The 21,045-nt window shown below is 65.9% G+C and carries 19 protein-coding genes and 2 tRNA genes; 9 read left to right on the top strand and 12 right to left on the bottom strand.

Annotation, left to right across the window (positions count from 1 at the left end; genetic code table 11):
* Positions 1-4: 4 nt before the first annotated feature.
* From ASF31_RS12480 to rpsF, 7 genes are all read right to left on the bottom strand, one after another.
* On the bottom strand, positions 5-1,495 hold the full coding sequence (locus ASF31_RS12480) for a replicative DNA helicase (RefSeq protein ID WP_055754947.1): 1,491 nt from the start codon (positions 1,493-1,495) through the stop codon (positions 5-7).
* 111 nt (positions 1,496-1,606) lie between these two features.
* Entirely contained in the window at positions 1,607-1,972 is a 366-nt protein-coding gene (locus ASF31_RS12475; protein ID WP_055754946.1) for a hypothetical protein, read from the bottom strand.
* Positions 1,973-2,132: 160 nt separating this feature from the next.
* Positions 2,133-4,556 carry a TonB-dependent siderophore receptor gene (locus tag ASF31_RS12470; RefSeq protein WP_055754945.1) on the bottom strand — a complete coding sequence of 808 codons (2,424 nt, stop codon included), beginning with the start codon at positions 4,554-4,556 and terminating at the stop codon, positions 2,133-2,135.
* 339 nt (positions 4,557-4,895) lie between these two features.
* Entirely contained in the window at positions 4,896-7,352 is a 2,457-nt protein-coding gene (locus ASF31_RS12465; protein WP_055754944.1) for a TonB-dependent siderophore receptor, read from the bottom strand.
* 332 nt (positions 7,353-7,684) lie between these two features.
* The gene (gene rplI, locus ASF31_RS12460; protein WP_055754943.1) at positions 7,685-8,269 is read right to left on the bottom strand and encodes a 50S ribosomal protein L9; all 585 of its coding nucleotides are present in this window, start codon (positions 8,267-8,269) and stop codon (positions 7,685-7,687) included.
* Between the two features lies 1 nt (position 8,270).
* Positions 8,271-8,549: a 30S ribosomal protein S18 gene (gene rpsR / locus ASF31_RS12455; RefSeq protein ID WP_008259463.1), complete on the bottom strand. Its 279-nt coding sequence runs from the start codon at positions 8,547-8,549 to the stop codon at positions 8,271-8,273.
* Between the two features lie 12 nt (positions 8,550-8,561).
* Positions 8,562-8,948 carry a 30S ribosomal protein S6 gene (rpsF, locus tag ASF31_RS12450; protein ID WP_026108635.1) on the bottom strand — a complete coding sequence of 129 codons (387 nt, stop codon included), beginning with the start codon at positions 8,946-8,948 and terminating at the stop codon, positions 8,562-8,564.
* A gap of 219 nt (positions 8,949-9,167) precedes the next feature.
* Here rpsF and ASF31_RS12445 point away from each other — a divergent pair, with 219 nt between their 5' ends.
* Positions 9,168-10,760, top strand: coding sequence for a carboxyl transferase domain-containing protein (locus ASF31_RS12445; protein WP_055754942.1), 1,593 nt, complete (start codon positions 9,168-9,170; stop codon positions 10,758-10,760).
* Between the two features lie 50 nt (positions 10,761-10,810).
* Positions 10,811-11,710 (top strand): enoyl-CoA hydratase-related protein, encoded by a 900-nt coding sequence (locus tag ASF31_RS12440; protein ID WP_055754941.1) that lies wholly within the window; start codon positions 10,811-10,813, stop codon positions 11,708-11,710.
* Between the two features lie 35 nt (positions 11,711-11,745).
* On the opposite strand, the gene ASF31_RS12435 is transcribed toward ASF31_RS12440, so the two are convergent.
* Positions 11,746-12,357, bottom strand: coding sequence for a TIGR02466 family protein (locus ASF31_RS12435; protein WP_055754940.1), 612 nt, complete (start codon positions 12,355-12,357; stop codon positions 11,746-11,748).
* 87 nt (positions 12,358-12,444) lie between these two features.
* Between ASF31_RS12435 and ASF31_RS12430 the strand changes: the two genes are divergently transcribed.
* Positions 12,445-14,406 carry a biotin carboxylase N-terminal domain-containing protein gene (locus ASF31_RS12430; RefSeq protein WP_055754939.1) on the top strand — a complete coding sequence of 654 codons (1,962 nt, stop codon included), beginning with the start codon at positions 12,445-12,447 and terminating at the stop codon, positions 14,404-14,406.
* Here ASF31_RS12430 and ASF31_RS12425 read toward each other — a convergent pair.
* The gene (locus tag ASF31_RS12425) at positions 14,403-14,693 is read right to left on the bottom strand and encodes a putative quinol monooxygenase (protein ID WP_055754938.1); all 291 of its coding nucleotides are present in this window, start codon (positions 14,691-14,693) and stop codon (positions 14,403-14,405) included. The two genes, ASF31_RS12430 and ASF31_RS12425, sit on opposite strands and share 4 nt — an antisense overlap.
* A 104-nt stretch (positions 14,694-14,797) precedes the next feature.
* Here ASF31_RS12425 and ASF31_RS12420 point away from each other — a divergent pair, with 104 nt between their 5' ends.
* From ASF31_RS12420 to metG, 3 genes are read left to right on the top strand one after another with little or no spacing between them, the layout of a single operon-like run.
* Positions 14,798-15,196, top strand: a complete 399-nt coding sequence (locus ASF31_RS12420) for a DUF1489 family protein (RefSeq protein WP_055755036.1) — start codon at positions 14,798-14,800, stop codon at positions 15,194-15,196.
* A gap of 51 nt (positions 15,197-15,247) precedes the next feature.
* Complete coding sequence (locus ASF31_RS12415; protein WP_235551333.1) at positions 15,248-16,606, top strand: MATE family efflux transporter; 1,359 nt, start codon at positions 15,248-15,250, stop codon at positions 16,604-16,606.
* A gap of 54 nt (positions 16,607-16,660) precedes the next feature.
* Positions 16,661-18,364, top strand: coding sequence for a methionine--tRNA ligase (metG, locus tag ASF31_RS12410; RefSeq protein WP_055754936.1), 1,704 nt, complete (start codon positions 16,661-16,663; stop codon positions 18,362-18,364).
* Positions 18,365-18,437: 73 nt separating this feature from the next.
* On the opposite strand, the gene ASF31_RS12405 is transcribed toward metG, so the two are convergent.
* From ASF31_RS12405 to rlmB, 3 genes are read right to left on the bottom strand one after another with little or no spacing between them, the layout of a single operon-like run.
* The gene (locus ASF31_RS12405; RefSeq protein WP_055754935.1) at positions 18,438-18,776 is read right to left on the bottom strand and encodes a rhodanese-like domain-containing protein; all 339 of its coding nucleotides are present in this window, start codon (positions 18,774-18,776) and stop codon (positions 18,438-18,440) included.
* The gene (locus ASF31_RS12400; protein WP_055754934.1) at positions 18,773-19,579 is read right to left on the bottom strand and encodes a TerC family protein; all 807 of its coding nucleotides are present in this window, start codon (positions 19,577-19,579) and stop codon (positions 18,773-18,775) included. Before ASF31_RS12400 ends, ASF31_RS12405 begins: the two co-directional genes overlap by 4 nt.
* Before the next feature lie 31 nt (positions 19,580-19,610).
* Entirely contained in the window at positions 19,611-20,495 is an 885-nt protein-coding gene (gene rlmB, locus ASF31_RS12395; RefSeq protein WP_082465141.1) for a 23S rRNA (guanosine(2251)-2'-O)-methyltransferase RlmB, read from the bottom strand.
* A 149-nt stretch (positions 20,496-20,644) separates the two neighbouring features.
* Here rlmB and ASF31_RS12390 point away from each other — a divergent pair.
* The 3 genes from ASF31_RS12390 to ASF31_RS14330 all read left to right on the top strand — a co-directional run.
* Positions 20,645-20,728, top strand: a tRNA-Tyr gene (locus ASF31_RS12390).
* Between the two features lie 81 nt (positions 20,729-20,809).
* Positions 20,810-20,883: transfer RNA gene (locus tag ASF31_RS12385), tRNA-Gly, on the top strand.
* A 63-nt stretch (positions 20,884-20,946) separates the two neighbouring features.
* A partial coding sequence (locus ASF31_RS14330; protein ID WP_156356048.1) for a GTP-binding protein occupies positions 20,947-21,045 on the top strand: 99 nt, incomplete at its 3' end.

The following is a 21,045-nucleotide window of genomic DNA, read 5'->3' as shown; positions in this document are numbered from 1 at the left end:
GAGGCTACTCGTAGCTGACCTCTTCATAGCCATGCGCCAGGTTGCCGAAGCGGACGGTGTCGGCGTCGAAGGCCAGTTTGACGATGCCGATCGGGCCGTGGCGCTGCTTGCCGATGACGACCTCGGCCTGGCCTTGCAGGCGGTCCATGTCCTGCTGCCATTGCAGGTGTTCCTCGGTCCCCTCACGAGGCTCGGCGCGGCCCAGGTAGTAGCTTTCGCGATAGACGAACATCACGCAGTCGGCGTCCTGCTCGATCGAGCCGGATTCGCGAAGGTCGGACAGTTGCGGGCGTTTGTCGTCGCGTTGCTCGACCTGACGCGACAGCTGCGAAAGGGCGATGATCGGCACTGACAGTTCCTTGGCCAGGGCCTTCAGCCCGCCGGTGATTTCGGACACCTCCTGCACGCGGTTCTTCTGGCCGCCGCTGTTGCCGGTCGTGACCAGTTGCAGATAGTCGACGATGATCAGGTCCAGCCCATGTTCCATGCGCTTCAGGCGGCGCGCGCGGGCCGCCAGCTTGGAGATGGACAGGCCGCCGGTGGCGTCGATGTAGAGGGGGCTTTCGCCAATCTCGACCGCGGCGTCGCGCAACTTGCCGAAGTCGGTGGCGTCGATCTCGCCCTTGCGCAGCTTGTCCGAGGACACGCCGGACGCGTCGGCCAGAATACGCATCGCCAGCTGTTCGGCGCTCATTTCCAGCGAATAGAAGGCGACGACGCCGCCGTTGACCGTCTTGCGGCCCTCCGGCGTCGGCTCCCACTGATAGGCGCGCGCCACGTTGAAGGCCATGTTGGTCGCGAGCGCCGTCTTGCCCATCGACGGACGGCCGGCGAGGATCAGCAGGTCGGACGGGTGCAGGCCGCCCAGTTTGCGGTCCAGATCGTTCAGCCCTGTGGCCAGACCAGCCAACTTGCCTTCGCGCTGATACGCTTCGGCCGCCATCTGAACGGCGCCGGACAAGGCGTTGGAGAAGCTGACGAAACCGGATGAGGGCTTGCCGGTCTCGGCCAGCGAATACAGGGTCTGTTCGGCCTGTTCGATCTGCTCGTCAGCGGGCGTCTCCGGATTGGGTGCCTCCTTGATCATGTCGCCGCCGATGCGGATCAGGTCGCGGCGCAGGGCCAGGTCATAGACTACGCGGGCGTAGTCGGGGGCGTTGGCGGCCGGGGGGGCGCGGTCCACCAGGTCGGCGAGGTAGCGCAGGCCGCCGAACTCCTGGAACGCCGGATCCTGCTTGAACCGCTCCATCAGAATGGTGGGCTCGGCCAGCAGCCCCTGGCGGATATGATCCTCGATCGCGTCGAACAGCCGCTGGTGGAAGGGTTCGTAGAAGTGAGAGCCGCGCAGCCGGTCGTTCAACCGCTCGAACACGGCGTTGTCGAACATCAACGAGCCCAGCAGCGCCTGCTCGGCCTCCAGATTGTGCGGCATCGAACTGACACCGCCGGAGTCCAGCGGAGACGACGAGAAGGGCATGGGGGCGAAGGCGTTCATCGATTAACGCTTTAGCCCTCTCACGCCCCTGCGTCAGACGCGGACGCCGCCTGGACCGTGGACAGATCGTCCCGCCTTGGGGACGAACCGGAATTCCTCAATCGGCGCGCGTCAGGCGCAGGGATAGTCGTGCGCCATCCATTCGCGGAAGGCCTGGGTCACGCTGATGTTGCGGCGGTTTTGCGGGACGGCGTTGAAACGGCCCAAAATTGCGTGGGGCGAGACGCTGACCTTGTCCGGCATGCACGTCGCGGGCTGGCGGCCGGCCGCCTTGGCCTGGGTTTGTTCGGCGCGGACGGTGCGAACGGCGCCCCGGAACTCGGCCATCAGGCGGCGGGTGTCCGAACGCAGCAGGGCGGTCGGATTCTGCGGGATGGCGTTGGCGGTGGTCAGAAACTCTTGCACCGTCATGGCGCTGGCGGCGCCGGCGAAAAGCGACAGCGCCAGGACGCCGGTTGCGATCGATCTGGTCTTCATCTGGTCCCCTCCAAAGCCCCCTCTGGCTGCGCCTAGATTGAACGGCGATATGTGTCGCAACTGGGGCGAAGCAGAACGGCCAAGCTGAAGGTTTCGTAATGCAAACAAGCAAAAGGGCGCTCCGAAGAGCGCCCCTGCCTGGCCGGCGATCAGGCCGACCTCACCATTTCAGGCTGAGGCGCGCATAGCCGTAACGACCGTTGAAACCGAACGGCGAATAGTAGGGGAAGCCCAGAACGCCGTTGGAGTTCAGCGACGCCGGCACGAAGTCCGGATATTCGTCGAACACATTGTCCACGCCGATCGCCACGCCCACGCGCTCGGTCAACTGGAACCGGCCTTCCAGATCCACGACCGTCTTGGCCCCGGTGCTATAGTCGTTCGCCGCCGTCGATCCGGGTTGCAGCACGTCGCCATAGTAGGTGGCGCGAATCGTGGCGCCCCACTTGTCCCGGCTCCAGTCCGCCGACGCCGAAACCTTGGTGTCGGGCGTGCCGTCTTCGATGGTCAGGATGCGTTGGCGGGCGAACAGGGTCGGCACCGGGTTCAGAACCGAGGAGGACGTCGGCACGCGGTTGACAGACACATCGTTGAAGTTCGCCGCGACGGTGAAGTCGAAATCGCCGAGCGTATCGGTCGGCAGACGATAACGCCCGACGATGTCCACGCCTTCGGTCGAGGTCGAGACCCCGTTCAGGAAGAAGCGCGCGGCCTGAACGCCTTGCGGATCCAGCAGGCCGGCGACCTGGCCCGAGAACGTCCGGTTGATCAGTTCCGACAGAACGATCTGATCGTCGATGTCGATCTTGTAGGCGTCGACCGTCAGGTCGAACCGGCCCAGACGCACCACGGCGCCCACCGAGTAGTTGGTCGAGGTCTCAGCCTTCAGCGGACGCGCGCCAAGAGCCGTCGCGACCGCGCTGGTGGCCGGGAATGTGCCGGTTTCGACGACGGCGCCGTTCTGGATCACCGAGGCGGTGGAGGTGAAATACGACTGCTGCAACGACGGCGCGCGGAAGGCGGTCGAGACCGAACCGCGCAGGGCGAAGCTGGGGGTGAAGTCATAGCGGGCCGACACCTTTCCCGTCTGGGTGTCGCCGAAATCGGAATAGTCCTCGAACCGCACGGCGCCCTCGACGCGCAGCTTGTCGGTCAGGGGAATTTCGACGTCGGCGTATGCGGCGAAGTTGTCGCGGTCGACATCCACGGCGTTCGAGGGCTGGAAGCCGACGAAGCCCTGGGCGCCGCCGGTCAGGGCGGTGTTGGCGCCCAACGGCCCGCGGTTGTAGCTTTCAGGCTGGCCGGCCTCGATCTTGTAGTTTTCCCAGCGCTGCTCCAGCCCCCAGGCGAAGTTCAGTGGGCCGCCGGACAGACCGACCTCGAACTCACGGCTGAAGTCGGCGCCCAGCACCAACTGGTCATAGATCAGGCTGCCGGACTCGAAGCTGGTCGGCGAAGTCGCGCCGTAGGTGGAGTTCAGCGAATCCTCGGTGCGGAAGTCCAGAGCATTGCGGCCATAGGTCAGGCTGATGTCCGTGTTCCAGCCCGCCAGTTCGCCGCGCAGGCCGCCGGCCAGCGAGGCGTCTTTCGAATTGATGGCGACCTTCGGCAGGAAGCCGTTCGGGTAGATCGAGGCGACATTGTTGACGTTGTCGGAAAGGCGAGGGAAGGCGGCGCCTTCGCTGTCGCGGTCCTGATAGCCGGCCCAGCCATAGGCCTCCCAGCCGTTGCCCAGGCCCTTGCCGGCGTTGGCGAACACGGTCCACTGCTCCACATCCGGATCGCCGAACCGGGCGGTGATCGCGCCGTTCGCCGCCGCACGGGGGTCATAGTCCGAGCGATTGGTCGACTCGCGGTTCAGATACTCCGCCGACAGGGTCAGAAAGCCGTCGTCGCCCAGTGAGAACCCTTGCCAGGCCGAGGCCGTAACTGTGCCGCCGTCGGTCTCGTCGCGTTCGCCGCGCGCGGTCTTCACCGTGGTGAAATACTGGCCGTAGGTCACGCTGGCGCCGCCGCCGCTGGAGGCCTCCTTCAGGCGCAGGTTCACCACACCGGCGATAGCGTCCGAGCCATACTGGGCCGAGGCGCCGTCGCGCAGCACCTCCACCCGGTCCAGAGCGCCGGTCGGAATGGTGTTCAAGTCGACAGCGGCCGACCCGCGCCCCACCACGCCGTTGACGTTGACCAGGGCCGACGCATGGCGACGCGTGCCGTTGACCAGAACCAGCGTCTGGTCCGGCGACAGGCCGCGCAGAGTGATCGGGCGGATCGAGTCCGAGCCATCGTTGGCGGACGGCCGCTGGAAGCTCAGCGACGGCACGGCCTGGGCCAGGGCCGTGGCGAACTCGGTCGTGCCACGCGTCTGCAACGCCTCGGACGTCACGACATCGACGGGCGCCAGGGTGTCGAGGCGCGAGCGGTTCTGGACCCGCGTGCCGGTCACGACAATGTCGTCCACCTGCGCGGCCTCATCGGCGACGGGTTCGGCGCTTTGAGCAAAGGCCGGGGCGGCGGTCAGCAGGGCGAAGGTCGAGACGGTGGCGAGCAGGGCCGGTGCGGCGGCCCGTTGAGAAAGAGAGCGCATTGAGAGATTTCCTAAAGTCTGTTTTTGGCGCGAGCGCGCATCGCCGCCGCTGACCGCGACGGGCTTTGAAGTCGATCCGAAGTTCAGGTGTCTTGCGGTCTCAGCCGCAACATCGCGCGATGGCGGGCGGCGTCGCCGTAAAACGGGGGGTGATCTTCATGGCCTCTCCAACCGCAAGGTCGGGGAGGTCCCGGCGGTCATGGCCATATCAGGGCGAAGGTGCGGCGGGTCAATCGACGCAGGCGGCCATGTTTTGTTGCAGCAGTCAGTAGGAAATCTATCGCCACGCAAAATGGGGCGCTCCGAAGAACGCCCCATTCGAGTGGGATATCAGTTGGCTTAGAAGCTGTAGCTCAGCCGGCCGTAGAAGAAGCGGCCGTTGAAGCCATAAGGCGAATAGCTCGGGTAACCCACCGAACCCGTCGCGCCGTTGATGTTGATCGGCGTGGCGGTTGGATATTCGTCGGTCAGGTTGTTCACGCCGACAGCGAGCGACACGCCGAACGGCAGAGTGTAGCGGCCCTCCAGGTCCACGAGCAGCGCGTCGCCCGTTTCGTAGTCCAGGGTGGCGTTGTTGTTGGCGACCAGAACGCTGTCGTAGCTGGTGCCCTTCAAGGTCGCACCGAAGTCGCCCAGCGACCAGTCCACGCTGGCGACGATCTTCTGTTCCGGCGTGCCTTGCTCAAACGACAGTTTGGAAGAGCGGTCGAAGAGGAAGGCGTCGGACGGGGCAATGGCGAGGTTGCTGGGAACCGCTGGCGTCTTGGTCACTTCGGTGGAGTTGAAGTTGCCCGCCAGTGTGAAATCGAACCGCCCGAAATCCTGCTGCGTCCGATAGCGCGCCACGACATCAACGCCGCTGGTCGAGGTGTCCACACCGTTCAGGAAGAACCGCGCGCCGGTGACGCCGAACGGAGCGAGCAGAGCCTGAATGGCAGCCGTGGATTGCGCCGTCTGGCTGGGCCGCGACACGCCGAGCGTCTCGGAATAGATGATCCGGTCAGCGACATCGATGCGGTAGGTGTCCACCGTCAGCTCAAAGCCCTCATGTCGGAAGACCGCGCCAAGCGAGTAGTTGGTCGAGGTCTCGGGCTCGAGCGGCTTTGAACCCAGGGCGATCGCGATGGGATCATCGACCCGATACGAGCCGTTCTGTTGAAGCACCACGCCGCCCGCTGTGGCGACAAGGTTGGTGGCGATGTAGCTGAAGTACTGTTGCTGAAGGGCTGGCGATTTGAAGCCAGTCGATATGGCGCCACGCAGGGCGAAGGCCTCGGTGAAGTCGTAGCGTCCCGAAATCTTGCCCGTGAACTGATCGCCGAAATCGGAATAGTCCTCGTAGCGCCCGGCCAGACCGACACTGAACTGCTCGGAGAATTTGCCCTCCAGGTCGATGTAGGCGCTGATGTTGTTGCGATCGACATCGACCGCATTGGATGGCGCAAAGCCAGGGAAGCCCTGCGATCCGGCGCCGCCGGCCGTGACGGGGCCCTTGTTGTAGGATGTCGGCTCGCCTGCGGTGACGTTGAAGTCCTCACGTCGGTATTCAACGCCGAAGGCGACGTTGAGCGGTTCATACAGGTTCGCTTCGATCTGTTTGACCGCATCGACGCCGATGGTCAGTTGACCGTAGCTGAGGCCGCCAGCGTCGAATTGGGTCTGGGAGGCGGCGCCATAGGAGGCGTTCAGGGAGTTCAAGACGCGATAGTCCAGCTCATTACGCCCATAGCCGACCGAGATGTCCCAGTCGAAGCCGGCTGCGGGGCCTTTCAGGCCGCCATATATATTGTAGTCGTCGATGTCGGCGGCGATGATCGGCAGGAAGCCATTGGGATAGATGGCGGTGACGTTGTTGGAGTTGTTGAAGGCGCGGGCGGTCGCCGCAGCCTCGGACTTGCGATTCTGATAGCCGCCGAAGGCGTAGGCTTCCCATTCGCCGCCAAGCGGTTTGCCGGCGTTGAAATAGCCGGTGTAGGCTTCGGTATAGGGATCGCCGAAGCGACCGATGACGGTGGTCGCACTGCCTCCGTTGACGGCGGTGGTCGCAGCGTAGTCGGAGCGATTGGTGGGCTGGCGTTTCTGGACTTCGCCCGAAAGGGTCAGGAAGCCGTCGCCAAACAGGGGCAGGCCGATCCAGCCGGCGAGCGAGGTCTGTTCGCCGTCGCGGCGGCTGTGCTCGCCGCGCGCGGTCGTGAAGTCGGTGTCGTAGATACCGTAGTTGGCGGTGATGCCGCCGCCGGTCGACGCCTGGCGCAGACGCAGATTGATGACGCCGGCGATGGCGTCGGCGCCGTACTGCGCCGAAGCGCCGTCACGCAGGACTTCGACCGAGCCAAGGCTGATCGACGGAATCGTATTCAGGTCGAAGGCGGTCGAGCCACGGCCGAGCGCGCCGTTGACGTTGACCAGGGCGCCGACGTGGCCGCGCTGACCGTTGATCAGGACAAGGGTCTGGTCAGGAGCCAGACCGCGCAGGGTTGCCGGACGAACATGATCCGAGCCGTCGGAAATGGCGGGACGAGGGAAGTTGATGGACGGCGCGGTGGCGGCGAGGGCCGCGGCCAATTCTGTGCCGGTGCCCTGTTTCGCCAGAGTTTCGCCGGTGATGACATCGACGGGCGCGACGCTGTCGAGCCGGCTGCGCCCAACGGTGCGCGTGCCGGTGACGACGATCTCATCGACATCGGTGGCTTCACTTGGCGGAGGGGTTGTCTGGGCGAACGCCGATGAGGCGATGAAGAGCGCGCTGGTGGAGGCAAAGGCCAATAGGGCCTGACGACCGTATCCGATTTTCATTGATAGTCCCCGACGATGCACGACAGCCCTCTGTGTCGGCGCTCGGCAGGCCGCCATGCCGTCGCCCTGAGCCAGCTTCTCGAGAGGCGCAATAATCTTGCGCGTATAATCGAAACGCGAGCCGCGATTGCAGGCTGTGACCGCAATGTGACGACGTCAAGCAAGCTTAATGTCTAGATGTCCGTCTGGGAGATCAATGATCTGGGTTTGTTGTAATCTTGTCATAGATCAAGGTGGCGATCGGCCGTGCGGTTGGCGACCGTCTGCCGCGCAGCAAAAAGGGCGCGTCCCTTGCGAGACGCGCCCTTGATGTCGTTTGGGATCCGGTCGGATCAGGCTTCGTCGCCGAAGCCTTCTTGTTGACCGGCGCCACCTTCGATCAGTTCCTGGGCCGATTGCTCGGCGGCCTGGCGCTCATCGTCGAACTGGCTGCGGATCACGTCCTCGCCCTTGGCTTGGCGCTCGGCCTCGTCCATCGAGCGGGCGATGTTGATCTTGACCGTGGCGCGGACCTCGGCGTGCAGGCGAACCGGCACTTCGTGGACGCCCAGGCTCTTGATCGCCGTGTTCAAGACGACCTGCGAGCGCTCGACCTTGCCGCCTTCGGCCTGGATGGCCTCGGCGACGTCGCGACCGGCGACCGAACCGTACAGGTGACCGGTTTCACCGGCCTGACGGATCATGACGTAGGTCTGGCCGTCGATCTTGTCGGCGACCTTCTGTGCGTCGGCCTTGTTCTTCTCGTTGCGCTGCTCGATGGCGGCGCGGTCGAGTTCGAACGCCTTCAGGTTGGCGGCGGTGGCCCGGCGGGCCTTGTCGCGCGGCAGAAGGAAGTTACGGGCGAAGCCGTCCTTGACGGACACGACGTCGCCGATGGCGCCGAGATTCTCGACGCGTTCAAGCAGAACGACCTTCATCTCACTTCACCACGTAAGGCAGGAGGGCCAGATAGCGAGCGCGCTTGATGGCCTTGGCCAGTTCACGCTGCTTCTTCTGGGAGACGGCGGTGATGCGCGAAGGCACGATCTTGCCGCGTTCGGAGACGTAACGCTGCAGCAGCTTGACGTCCTTGTAGTCGATCTTCGGCGCATTGGCGCCCGAGAACGGGCAGACCTTGCGGCGACGATAGAAGGGGCGGCGGCCGGCGGCGCCGGAGCCCGCCGGTGCGCCCGGGGTCGGGGCGGTGGTATCGGTCATGTTCCGGGTTCCTTATTCGGCGTCGGCGGCGGCGTCGTCGCGCGGGGTGCGCTCGCGCTCACGCTCGCGTTCACGCTCGCGGCGGGCCAGCAGCGGCGACAGTTCCAGGTCGAGTTCCTCGACGCGGACGGTCAGCCAGCGCAGCACGTCTTCGTTGATCGACAGCTGACGCTCGACTTCGGCCATGGCGGCCGGAGGGGCGTCGACGGCCAGCAGCGAATAGTGAGCCTTGCGGTTCTTCTTCACGCGGTAGGTCAGGTTGCGCAAACCCCAGTATTCGATCTTTGCGACCGAGCCACCACCGGCGACGATCAGATCCTTGATGGTGTCATTTAGCGCTTCGGCCTGTTGCGCCGAGATATCCTGGCGCGTCATGACCGTGTGCTCGTAAAGAGCCATGCGGTAGTCTCCCTTGTGGGCGTCGGCGCGGAAACGACCGGGTAAGTCGGTCTCCACGATGGCTCCTGGCGCGGCGGCCGGACCGAACGTCCAACCCTTTGGTGCTCCGCGACAGGACCGAAGCCCTGGAAAGGCGGGGCCTATAGGCGAAAAGGGGCGAGGAAGCAAGGATGGCGGCAGACGCTTGTGGCGCCCCGCGACCCCGCCTAAACCAGCCCCATGCCGAAGCTGACGTCAGCGGTCGATCCGCAAAGCCAAAAATACAAGTCCCTGCACGCGCACAACAGCGCCCTGGTCGCCGAGTTGCGCGACCATGTGGCCAATGCCGCGCGCGGCGGGTCCGACAAGTCGCGCGACCGTCACGTCGCTCGCGGCAAGCTGTTGCCGCGCGACCGCGTCGAGCGCCTGCTGGATCCCGGCTCGCCCTTCCTGGAGATCGGGCAACTGGCTGCGCACGACATGTATGACGGCGAGGCCCCGGCGGCGGGCGTCATCGCCGGCATCGGCCGGGTTTCGGGCCGAGAGGTCATGATCGTCTGCAACGACCCGACGGTGAAGGGCGGCGCCTACTTCCCAATGACGGTCAAGAAGCACCTCCGCGCCCAGGAAGTCGCCGAGCAGAACCGCCTGCCGTGCGTCTATCTGGTCGATAGCGGCGGAGCCAATCTGCCGCACCAGGCCGAGGTGTTTCCCGACCGCGACCATTTCGGCCGCATCTTCTTCAACCAGGCCCGGATGAGCGCCAAGGGCATCGCCCAGATCGCCTGCGTCATGGGCCTGTCCACCGCCGGAGGGGCCTATGTGCCGGCCATGTCGGACGAGACGATCATCGTCAGGAACCAGGGCGCCATCTTCCTGGCCGGGCCGCCGTTGGTGAAGGCGGCGACAGGCGAGGTCATCTCGGCCGAGGAACTGGGCGGGGCGGAGACCCACGGTCGTCGCTCGGGCGTGGTCGATCATGTCGCCGAGAACGATGAGCACGCGCTGGAGATCGTGCGCTCCATCGTCGCCAATCTGAACACGACCAAGGCCGTCGAGATGGATGTGCGCGAACCGCGCGCGCCGGCCTTCGACGCAGAGGAGCTGTACGGCCTGATCCCGGACGACGTGCGCGCCCCCTATGATGTGCGCGAGGTCATCGCCCGGCTGGTGGACGGGTCGGAGTTCGACGAGTTCAAGAGCCTGTACGGCTCGACCCTGGTGTGCGGGTTCGCGCGCATCTGGGGCTATCCGGTCGCCATCCTGGCCAACAACGGCGTCATCTTTTCCGAGAGCGCCCAGAAGGGCGCGCACTTCATCGAACTGGCCTGCAAGCGCAAGATTCCGCTGCTGTTCCTGCAGAACATTTCGGGCTTCATGGTCGGCGGCAAATATGAGGCGGGCGGCATCGCCAAGGACGGCGCCAAGCTGGTGACGGCCGTGGCCTCGGCCGAGGTGCCCAAGTTCACTGTCCTGATCGGCGGCAGTTTCGGCGCGGGGAACTATGGCATGTGCGGCCGGGCCTATTCACCGCGCTTCCTGTTCACCTGGCCCAACAGCCGGATCGGGGTCATGGGCGGCGAGCAGGCCGCCAGCGTGCTGGCTACCGTGCACCGCGACGCCGAGACCTGGAGCGCGGACGACGCCGAGGCCTTCAAGGCGCCGATCCGCCAGAAGTATGAGGACGAGGGCAATCCCTATTACGCCACCGCCCGCCTGTGGGACGACGGCGTCATCGACCCGGCCCAGACCCGCGATGTGCTGGGCCTAGCCATCAGCGCCAGCCTGAACGCCCCCATCCCGGAGACGACGTTCGGCCTGTTCCGGATGTAACCTATTGGTCCGCGCCTCGTTGTGAGCGGACACGCAGTTTGGAGACCCCCATGGCCGATCAACCGACCGAAGCCGACCTCAACGCCCTGGACGTCACCGACGCCGAGGCGGCCGAGATCAACAGCATCGCCCAGCCGCTGGTGCCCGATGCCGCGCCGGACGCCGACGATGATCTGGTGCAGATCGATTCGACCACCGACGGCGTCGTCTTCGTCACCATCAACCGTCCGCAGAAGAAGAACGCCTTCGACGCGGCGACCATCGCGGCCCTGCATGAGGCGTTCGAAACGCTGCACGGCGCAGACCGAGTGCGGGCCGTCTTCATTCGGGGGGCGGGCGGCACCTTCAGCGCCGGGGCCGATTTGAACTGGATGCGCGACGCCGCCGGCTGGTCCGAGAGCGACAACCGCGACGACGCCACGGGCCTGGCGAAAATGCTGAAGGCCCTGCACGACATTCCCGCCCTGACGGTGGCGGTGGTCGAGGGCAACGCCATGGGCGGCGGAGCGGGAATCGTCGCCGCCTGCGACATGGCCGTGGCGGTCGAGGGGGCGCGCTTCGCCTTTTCCGAAGTCAAGCTGGGTCTGATCCCGGCGACCATCGCCCCCTATGTGATCGAGGCCGTCGGCGCGCGCCGCGCCCGCCAGCTGTTCCTGACCGCCAACGCCTTCGACGCCGACTACGCCGCCCATGCCGGCCTGATCGACCTCGTGCTGCCTGAAGGATCGGTGGACGAGTTCATCTCGATGCTGAGCGACAGCCTGACCAACAATGCGCCGGGCGCGATGGGCGAGGCCAAGCGTCTGGTCAACGACATCGCCCACCACAAGATCGACAACGGTCTGATGGACGAAACCGCCAAACGCATCGCCCGCGCCCGTGTGTCGGACGAAGGCCGCGAGGGCGTCGCCGCCTTCCTGGAAAAGCGCAAGGCCAGCTGGACGGTTTGAATGCGCTGATCGGCCGCCGGAAACGGCGGCCGACTTCAGGCGTAGTTGAAGCTGATCGAAATCCGGTCGGCCTTGGCCAAGTTGGTCGGCACCTCGTGCCGCAGCCAGCTTTCCCACATCAGCACCGTGCCTGCCTGAGGCTGCAGATAGACGAACGGCCGCTCGGCCTCGGTCGCGTCATCGGTCACCGACGGGCGGGCCATCATGAAGGGCAGGCGGGGGTCTTCCAGCTTCAGCGACGACGCGCCGTCAGGCACGTCGATATAGACGGTGCCGGACAGGAAAGCGTGCGGGTGGATGTGACCTGTATGGCCGCCGCCGGGCTTCAGGATGTTGACCCACAGATTGTCGAGGCGGGGTTTGCGCGCCAGGTCGAAGTTCAGGGCCTTGGCATAGGCGACGGCATGGCGATCCAGGTGACGCTTCAGCTCGGCGAACTCGGGGAACCGCTGCGGCAGGTCGTCCAGCGAGCCGTAGGAGGTATAGCCGCGATAGGCGTTGGCCTTGCACCACCGGCGGCCGGCCTCGTCCTCCTCGGCCATCATCCGGATGACGTCGATCAGCTGTGCGTTGAAGTCAGGCCAGCCACGCCCTTCGGCGAGGGAGGCTTCATAGACCTGGGTGACGAAGAGGGGGCGCAGGGACATGGAAGGGGCTTAACGCCTGCCGCGTCGCGTGAGAAGGGTCGTGCTCTACCTCTCGCCTGATGCGCACGATCCGGCTAAGACCGCTTCATGTTCAAGTCCGTCCTTGTCGCCAATCGCGGCGAAATCGCCTGCCGTGTCTTCCGCACCGCCAAGCGGATGGGGATTCGCACCATCGCCGTCTATTCCGAGGCGGACGCCAACGCCCTGCATGTGCGCGAGGCCGACGAGGCGGTGCTGATCGGACCGGCGGCGGCGCGCGAAAGCTATCTGGACGGGGCCAAGGTGCTGGCGGCGGCCAAGGCGACGGGCGCAGAGGCGATCCACCCCGGATATGGCTTCCTGAGCGAGAACGCCGACTTCGCCGAGGCGGTCGCGGCAGCGGGCCTGATCTGGATTGGGCCGGACCCGTCCTCGATTCGCGCCATGGGTCTGAAGGACGCGGCCAAGGAGCTGATGATCCAGGCCGGGGTGCCGGTGACGCCAGGCTATCAGGGCGCCGATCAGTCGGAGGAAACCCTGACGGCCGAGGCGGCGCGGATCGGCTATCCGGTGCTGATCAAGGCGGTCGCGGGCGGCGGCGGCAAGGGGATGAAGCGGGTCGATAATCCGGCCGATTTCGCCGCCGGTCTGGCCAGCGCCAAGCGCGAGGGGGCGGCGGCCTTCGGCGACGACCGGGTGCTGATCGAACGCTACATCACCCGCCCACGCCACATCGAGGTGCAGGTGTTCGGCGACAAGCATGGCGAGGTCGTCCACCTTTATGAGCGTGACTGTTCGCTGCAACGCCGCCACCAGAAGGTGGTCGAAGAGGCGCCCGCGCCGGGCATGAGCGAGGCCGTGCGCGCCGCCGTGACCGGGGCTGCGATCAAGGCGGCACGGGCGGTCAACTACGTCGGGGCCGGGACCATCGAGTTCATCGCAGACGCCTCGGACGGGCTGAAGGCGGACGGCGTCTGGTTCATGGAGATGAACACCCGGCTGCAAGTCGAGCATCCCGTGACCGAGAGCGTGACGGGCGTCGATCTGGTCGAATGGCAATTCCGCGTCGCGGCGGGCGAGCGGATCCCCCTGAAGCAGGCCGAGATCCAGCTGAACGGCTGGGCCATGGAGGCGCGGCTGTATGCGGAGGATCCGGCCAACGGCTTCCTGCCTTCCATCGGCAAGCTGGAGCATTTCGTCATGCCTGAAGGCATACGCGTCGATACCGGCGTGGAGCAGGGCGGCGAGGTCAGCCAGTTCTATGATCCCATGATCGCCAAGCTGATCGTGCATGAGGACACGCGCGAGGCGGCGGCGGCGCGTCTGGCCGAGGCGGCCGGCGAGGTCGAGGTCTGGCCGGTCAAGGCCAACGCCGGCTTCCTGAAGCGCTGTCTCGAGCATCCGCGCTTCGTCGCGGGCGATGTGGACACGGGCTTCATCGCGGCGGAGGAGGCGGCGTTGCAGCCGCAGCCATCCGACGCGGCGACGCTGGCGGCCCTGACCCTGATTGCGGAAGCAGCGGCGGATGCGGTCGAGACGCGGTCGGACCTGTTCAGCCCTTGGGGCGGCCAGCCGGGGCTGTCCTATGGCGTGCGCCTGAATGCGCCGGCGCAGACGACCGTCTGGGCCCATGTCGATGGTCAGGGCGTGTCCGCTGCGGTGACGCCGGTCGAAACGGGCTGGCGCGGTTCGCAGGGCGAACTGGCCCACGTCGGGTTCGATCAGGTCCAGGCCGGGGATCGCCTGTTCGGCTATCAGACGATCGACGACGGTTTCGTCCTGTTCGTCGATGGCGAGGCGCGTCGCGTCACGCCCTATCGCGCCGCCGTGGGGTCCGGCGCGGGCGCGGTGTCGGATGGTTCGCTGCGCGCGCCCATGCCGGGCAAGATCGTCGCGACGCCGGTCAAGGCCGGCGACGCCGTCACCAAGGGTCAACCGGTCGTGGTGCTGGAAGCCATGAAGATGGAACATGCCCTGACCGCGCCGTTCGACGGCGTGGTGGAAAGCGTCGCGTCTCTTGGCGATCAGGTCGTCGAGGCGGCCGTGCTGGCGGTGGTGAAGGCGGACTAAAGGCCCACGCCGCCGATCGGGCGCGTCACGATTGTATCGCCCCATAGCGCGATCAGGCCGAGCGCCGGACGCATCACTCTGGATTCGCGGATCGTGTTGAACCAGGCATCGTGCGAGGCCTTGCTCATCCAGACCTCTGTGACGAGCAGGGCGTCGGCGTCATTCACATCGTGCGCCACGACGTAGCTGTGGCAGCCCGGTCGCTTCACATTGGGGTCCAGCAAACAGAGGCCTAGTTCGTCGCGGCGGCCGGCATGGGCCGTCAGGCGGGTAATCAATCCGTACATACTGGTCCTAAACGCGCTGGGCGAGCTGAGCGGCGCGCGATCATAGCTAGCCCCTTTAGATTAAGAATCTGGCCAATGCGCCTAAGGGGCACTACGTGGGCGCCATGCCGCTTCACATGATCAAGCTGGGCGTCGGGGTGCCGGACGTCGAATGGCTGGAGGCCCGCGCCGCCCGGGGCGGGGCGCTCGTCGTCCACACACGCATGACGCCGAAACGGGCGACCGAGATCGAGGACGGCGGCTCGCTTTATTGGGTGGTGAAGGGGACGATCGTCTGTCGCCAACCGGTGCTGGACATCACAACCTTGGGCGAGGGCAAGCAGAGCCGCTGTGAGATCACGCTCGAACCCAAAGTCATTCGCACCGCGCCCATGGCCCGGCGACCCTTCCAGGGCTGGCGATATTTCGAGCCCAAGGATGCGCCGGTCGATCTGACCGACCTCGACGCTGGCGAGGCTCCGGAAGAACTGGTGCGTCAGCTGCGCGAACTGGGCGCCTGGTAGGCCAAGCCCTCAAAGTTTTTGGGAGTTGACCCCGGCGGGTCGGCGTGGCCTGTGCCGCGTCCGATGATCGCGCTCAGCCCCCAGACTCGTACCGCCTTCCGCGACCTGCTGAACCTGGCATGGCCGGTGATCCTGGCGCGCATCGGGATCATGACCATGGGGCTGACCGACGCCATCGTGGTGGGCAACTATTCCAGCCAGGAACTGGCGTTCCATTCGCTGGCCTGGGCGCCGACGTCGATCGTGGTGACGACAGCAGTTGGCTTGATGCTGGGCGTGCAGGTGATGACGGCGCGGATGCTGGGCGAGGGGCGTCGGCACGCTGTCGGCTCGGTGCTGCGTCGCGGCCTGACCTATTCGTTGCAGATAGGCGTGGTGTCGATGATCGCCCTGATCGTCATTGGCCCGTGGGGACTGGGCAAGCTGGGGTTGGAGGATGGTTTGGCGGAGGGCGCGGGGCCTGCCCTGGTGGTGTTCGCCCTGTCCATGCCCTTCTATCTGATCTCGGTGACGGGCCAGTTCTTCCTGGAGGCTCTGGGCCGGCCCAAGCCCGGCATGGTGGCCATGTGGGTGGCGAACGGGGTCAATCTGGTGCTGAACATCGTGCTGGTCCCGGACCTGCTCGGCTTCGGCTTCGACGGCGCCTTCGCCTCGGCCTGGGCGACGTTCGGGGCGCGGGCGGCGCTGGCGATCTTTCTGGTGATCTACATCCTGCGTCTGCCCGAGGCGCGGGCGCTGGGCATCTTCGACAAGCCCGAGCGCGATCCCAAGGCCGCGCGCGAACAGGTCAAGGTCGGCCTGGGCGCCGGCGCATCCTATTTCATCGAGGTCGGGGCCTTTTCCGGTTTCACCTTCTTCGCCGGTCAGATCGGTACGGCGGAGACGGCGGCCTGGGCGGTTGTGCTCAACGTCTCGGCCATCGTCTTCATGCTGCCGATGGGGCTGTCGTCGGCGACGGCGGTGCTGGTGGGCCGCAGCTATGGCGCCGGCGACGGGCGAGGGGTGATGCGCGCCGGGCTGGTCGGGCTGGGCGTCGTGACGGCCCTGACCTTGGTGGTCGCCCTGCTGGTCTGGCCCAGCGCCCATCTGATTGTCGGCGCCTACAATCGCGACCCGGCCCTGCTGGCCATCGCGGCGCCGGCCCTGGTGCTGGCGACGCTGTTCTTTGTGGCGGACGGCATTCAGGTCGTGGCGGCCCAGGCCAACCGCGCGGCAGGCGACGTCTGGTGGCCCACCATCATGCATTTCGCCGCCTATGGGGCGGTGATGATGCCGCTGGGCTGGGTGCTGGCGCACCAGATGGGCGTCAACGGCCTGGTGTGGGCGGTGGTGATCGCCAGCCTGGCGTCCTCGACCCTGCTGACCGGGCGTTTCATCCGTATTGCGCGCCGTCTGCCGCAAGGCGTTTGAGGAAACCGCGCCACCGCTCTATATCCCTGCGCTTCCCCGAACACCTGGACGATCATGGCCCGCATCCTCATCACCTCGGCGCTGCCCTACATCAACGGCATCAAGCACCTGGGGAATCTGGCGGGCTCGATGTTGCCGGCCGACGTCTGGGCCCGGTTCAAGCGGGCTCAGGGGCATGAGGTGCTCTATATCTGCGCCACCGACGAACACGGCACCCCGGCCGAACTGGCCGCCGCCGCGGCCGGTCAGGATGTGCGCACCTATTGCGACGAGCAACACGAGATTCAGAAGGCCGCCGGTCAGGCCTTCGGCCTGAGCTACGACTGGTTTGGCCGGTCGTCGAACCCGCAGAACCATCGGCTGACCCAGCATTTCGCCGAGGCGCTGGAGAAGAATGGCCTGATCGAAGAGCGGGTGGATCGGATGATCTATTCGATCGACGACGCCCGCTTCCTGCCCGACCGCTATGTCGAGGGGACGTGTCCGCACTGCGGCCATGTCGGCGCGCGCGGCGATCAGTGCGACAACTGCGGGCGGCTGCTGGACCCGACCGATTTGATCGACCCCTATTCGTCGGTGTCGGGCTCCAAGAACCTGGAGGTGCGCGACACGCGTCACCTCTATCTGCTCCAGACCAAGATCGAGCCCGAGATCCGCGCCTGGGTTGACGGCAAGACCGGCTGGCAACAGCTGGCCAAGTCCATCGCCTACAAACATCTGGACGAGGGGCTGATCGACCGGGGCATCACCCGCGACCTGGCCTGGGGCATCCCGGTGACCAAGGAAGGGTTCCCGCGTCCAGGCATGGAGGACAAGGTCTTCTACGTCTGGTTCGACGCCCCCATCGAATATATCGGCGCGACCGAGGAGTGGGCGCAGGCGACCGGCAATACGTGGCGTGACTGGTGGCGTTTGGACGAGGGGGCGGACGACGTTCGCTATGTCCAGTTCATGGGCAAGGACAACGTCGCCTTCCACACCGTCAGCTTCCCGGCGACCATCATCGGCTCGGGCGAGCCGTGGAAGACCGTGGACCAGCTGAAAGCCTTCAACTGGCTGAACTGGTATGGCGGCAAGTTTTCGACCAGCCAGAAGCGCGGCGTCTTTATGGATCAGGCGCTGGAGCTGCTGCCGGCCGACTACTGGCGCTGGCGTCTGACGGCCTATGGGCCGGAGCACGCGGATTCGGCCTTCACCTGGGAGGACTTCCAGGCCTCGACCAACAAGGACCTGGCCGACGTGCTGGGCAACTTCGTCAACCGCATCGTCAAATTCGCGGAATCCAAATTCGACGGCGTGGTGCCCGAGGGCGGCGAGGCCGGACGGGTCGAGATCCAGCTGGAGGCCGATATCAAGGCCGCCGTCGCCGAGGCGACCGAACAGTTGGAAGCGATGGAGTTCAGAAAGGCCGCTGTCGCCATCCGCGCCGCCTGGGTGTTGGGCAACGAGTATCTGCAGGTCGCCGCGCCCTGGACGGCGCTGAAGACCGATCGAGACCGCGCGGCGGTCGGGGTGCGCACGGGTCTGAACCTGGTGGCCCTGTTCGCGCGTCTGGCCGCGCCGATCCTGCCGTTCACTGCGCCCAAGATCGCGGCGTCGGTTGGGATGGAGGACCTGAGCTGGCCTGGCGCCGACGAGGATCTGCTGAACGTCCTGCCCGTCGGCGGCAAGGTCGAGGCCCAGGGTGTGTTGTTCGCCAAGATCGAGGACGCCCAGGTCGCGGAATGGTCCGAACGCTTCGGCGGCGCGGACGGCTGATCCACCCCACGTGTGTTGCAAAGAAAGAGCCGCGCTCGGGATCGAGCGCGGCTTTTGTCTGTGCGTCCTTTGATCAGTCCTGTTCGGCGAACACGATGGGAAGCCCCGCCGCATTCCAGGCCTGGATGCCGCCGGTCAGGTTGAACAGCGGCTGGCCGTCGGGGCCGGTCGGGCCGACAAAGGCGCAGACCTGGTGGCTGCGGCCGCCCTTCAAGCATTGGACGATGATATTCTTGTCGGCCGGAAGGTCCAACGCCTCCCAAGCGGCGGGCATCTGGCTGAGCGGCGCCAGGATCGCGCCGTCGATGCGGGCGGCGGCGAACTCGTGAGGCTCGCGCACATCGATCAGCACCGCTTCGCCGGCCTGCAGCCAGGCGGCGGCCTCTTCGACGGTGACCGTGGCGACGGTCATGGCGCCACCGTCGGTTCGGCGGGCGCCGGCGTCGGGCTGTCCTCGGTGCGCTTCTGGCCCAGATGTTTGGCTGCTTCCTCGGGACCGATCTCAAGGAAGGCGGGGGCCGAGGCGTTGAACTCGTCCATATGGCCGGTGCGCACCACCACTTGACGGGCGCCGTCCCAGATCATGTGCAGGGCGACGTAAAGGACGACGACCAGACCGATGTAGCCGATCCAGCTGAAGCGGTGCAGCAGCTTGGCGATATAGGTGGCGGCGACGCCCATCAGGGCGATCGACAGGACCAGGCCGAAGACCATGATCCAGGGGTGTTCGTGCGCGGCGCCGGCGACGGCCAGCACATTATCCAGCGACATGGTGATGTCGGCGACCATGATCTGAAGCAGGGCGGCGCCGAAGCTCTTGCGCTTCAGGCCCAGTTCCTCGGGCGACGGACCAGAGCCGTGCTCGATGCTCATGGCCAGTTCGAGTTCCTTTTCGGCCTCGGCTTGGTCGTGCGTCGCCTGCTCGCGCAGTTCGCGCCACATCTTCCAGCACACCCACAGCAGCAGAAGGCCGCCGGCCAGCAACAGGCCGACCAGAGCCAGCAGTTGCACGGTGATCAGCGCAAAGCCGATTCGCATGACGACGGCGGCGGCCAGGCCGATCAGAATGGCCTTCTTGCGCTGGTCCTGGGGCAGGGCGGCGGCGGCCAGGCCCACGGCGACGGCGTTGTCGCCGGCCAGGACCAGATCCATGAGCAGGACCTGGCCCAGGGCCGTGGCCTGGCTGGCGAGTTCGGGAGACGAGAGGAATTCCATTTCCGCTCCTTAGCCTCGGTGCGGCCTTCTGTCAGCCGCGTTGCGCGCGCGCCGCTTCATAAAGCGCGACCGCCGCCGCATTGGACACGTTCAGGCTCTCGAATCCACCCGGCATGGGGATCTTGGCCAGAACGTCGCAATGTTCGGCGACCAGACGACGGATGCCGTCGCCTTCGGATCCCATGACCAGAACGGTCGGCTGATGATCCAGCGCCTCTTCCAGCGTCTGTTCGCCCGTCCCGTCCAGGCCGACGGCGCGCCAGCCCAGGTCGGCCAGCCGCTCCAGCGCACGGGACAGATTCGTGACGCGCGCATGGGGCAAGCGTTCGGTGGCGCCGACGGCCGCCTTGGCCAGGGCGCCGGCGAGGGCCGGCGCATGCCGGTCCTGAACGATGATTCCCCGCGCGCCGAACGCCAGGGCCGAGCGGAAGATGGCGCCGACGTTCTGGGGGTCGGTCAGCTGATCCAGCATGACGATGACGCCCCCAGCTGGCTCGGCCAGCTCTTCCAGCGACACGCCTTCCAGCGGTTGGACCTTGAAGGCCAGTCCCTGATGCACGGCGCCGGGGGGCAGCATCCGGGTCAGGGCCTGGATTTCGACCACCTCGATCTTATGGCCGTTTGCGAGAGCATTGTTCTCGATCTCGGCGGCGCGCTCGGCCGTGGCCAGCAGACGACCCATCCCGCGACGGGCGGGATTCGCCAGAGCGGCCAGAACTGGATGTCGGCCCCACAGAAAATTATCGGCGTCCGACTTGCCCCGATCGGGCGAACGGGGCTGGCGAGGGGTTTCCTCGCGCCGGCCAAACCCTTGCGCAGCGGGCTTTTGGCCCTTGTCGCGGAGGCCGTCGGGACGGTTTCCGAAGACCGGTTTTTTACCGCTTTTACGGTCGTTGCGTTCTGATTTCGACGACACTATAAGACGCCCTCCGATTTGGAGCCCCAAGGGCTTTCGGGTCTGGGCGCCCCCTCTATCCTAGAGGAGGCGACAAGCCGAAGGCTTTTGTTTCGTCCCGCTTCTTTATGGGCGGAAACGAGGGGTCCGACGGTTCGACAAGGCGCGCTGGGGGAATGTCCCGAGTGGCAAAGGGGGGGGACTGTAAATCCCCTGCGTAAGCTTCGAAGGTTCGAGTCCTTCTTCCCCCACCACGCGCCTTGACGGATACGACGGATCAGGACGACGGAGAGGAACCGGCTGCGGCGTTCCCAAAGAACTTCCGCAGTCTCCGCGCGGGTATAGCACAATGGTAGTGCAGCAGCCTTCCAAGCTGAGGATGTCGGTTCGATCCCGTCTACCCGCTCCAGGTTTTTAAAAGATCAGCATCGCGCCCCTCCGCTGACGGACCCGGGCCATCAGGAGTTTGGCCATGGCCAAGGAAAAGTTCGAACGGACGAAGCCGCACTGCAACATCGGCACGATTGGTCACGTTGACCACGGCAAGACGACGTTGACGGCTGCGATCACG

The sequence above is a fragment of the Brevundimonas sp. Leaf280 genome (genome assembly GCF_001422455.1).
GTDB lineage: Bacteria > Pseudomonadota > Alphaproteobacteria > Caulobacterales > Caulobacteraceae > Brevundimonas.
This window is presented reverse-complemented; position numbering and strand designations above follow the sequence as displayed.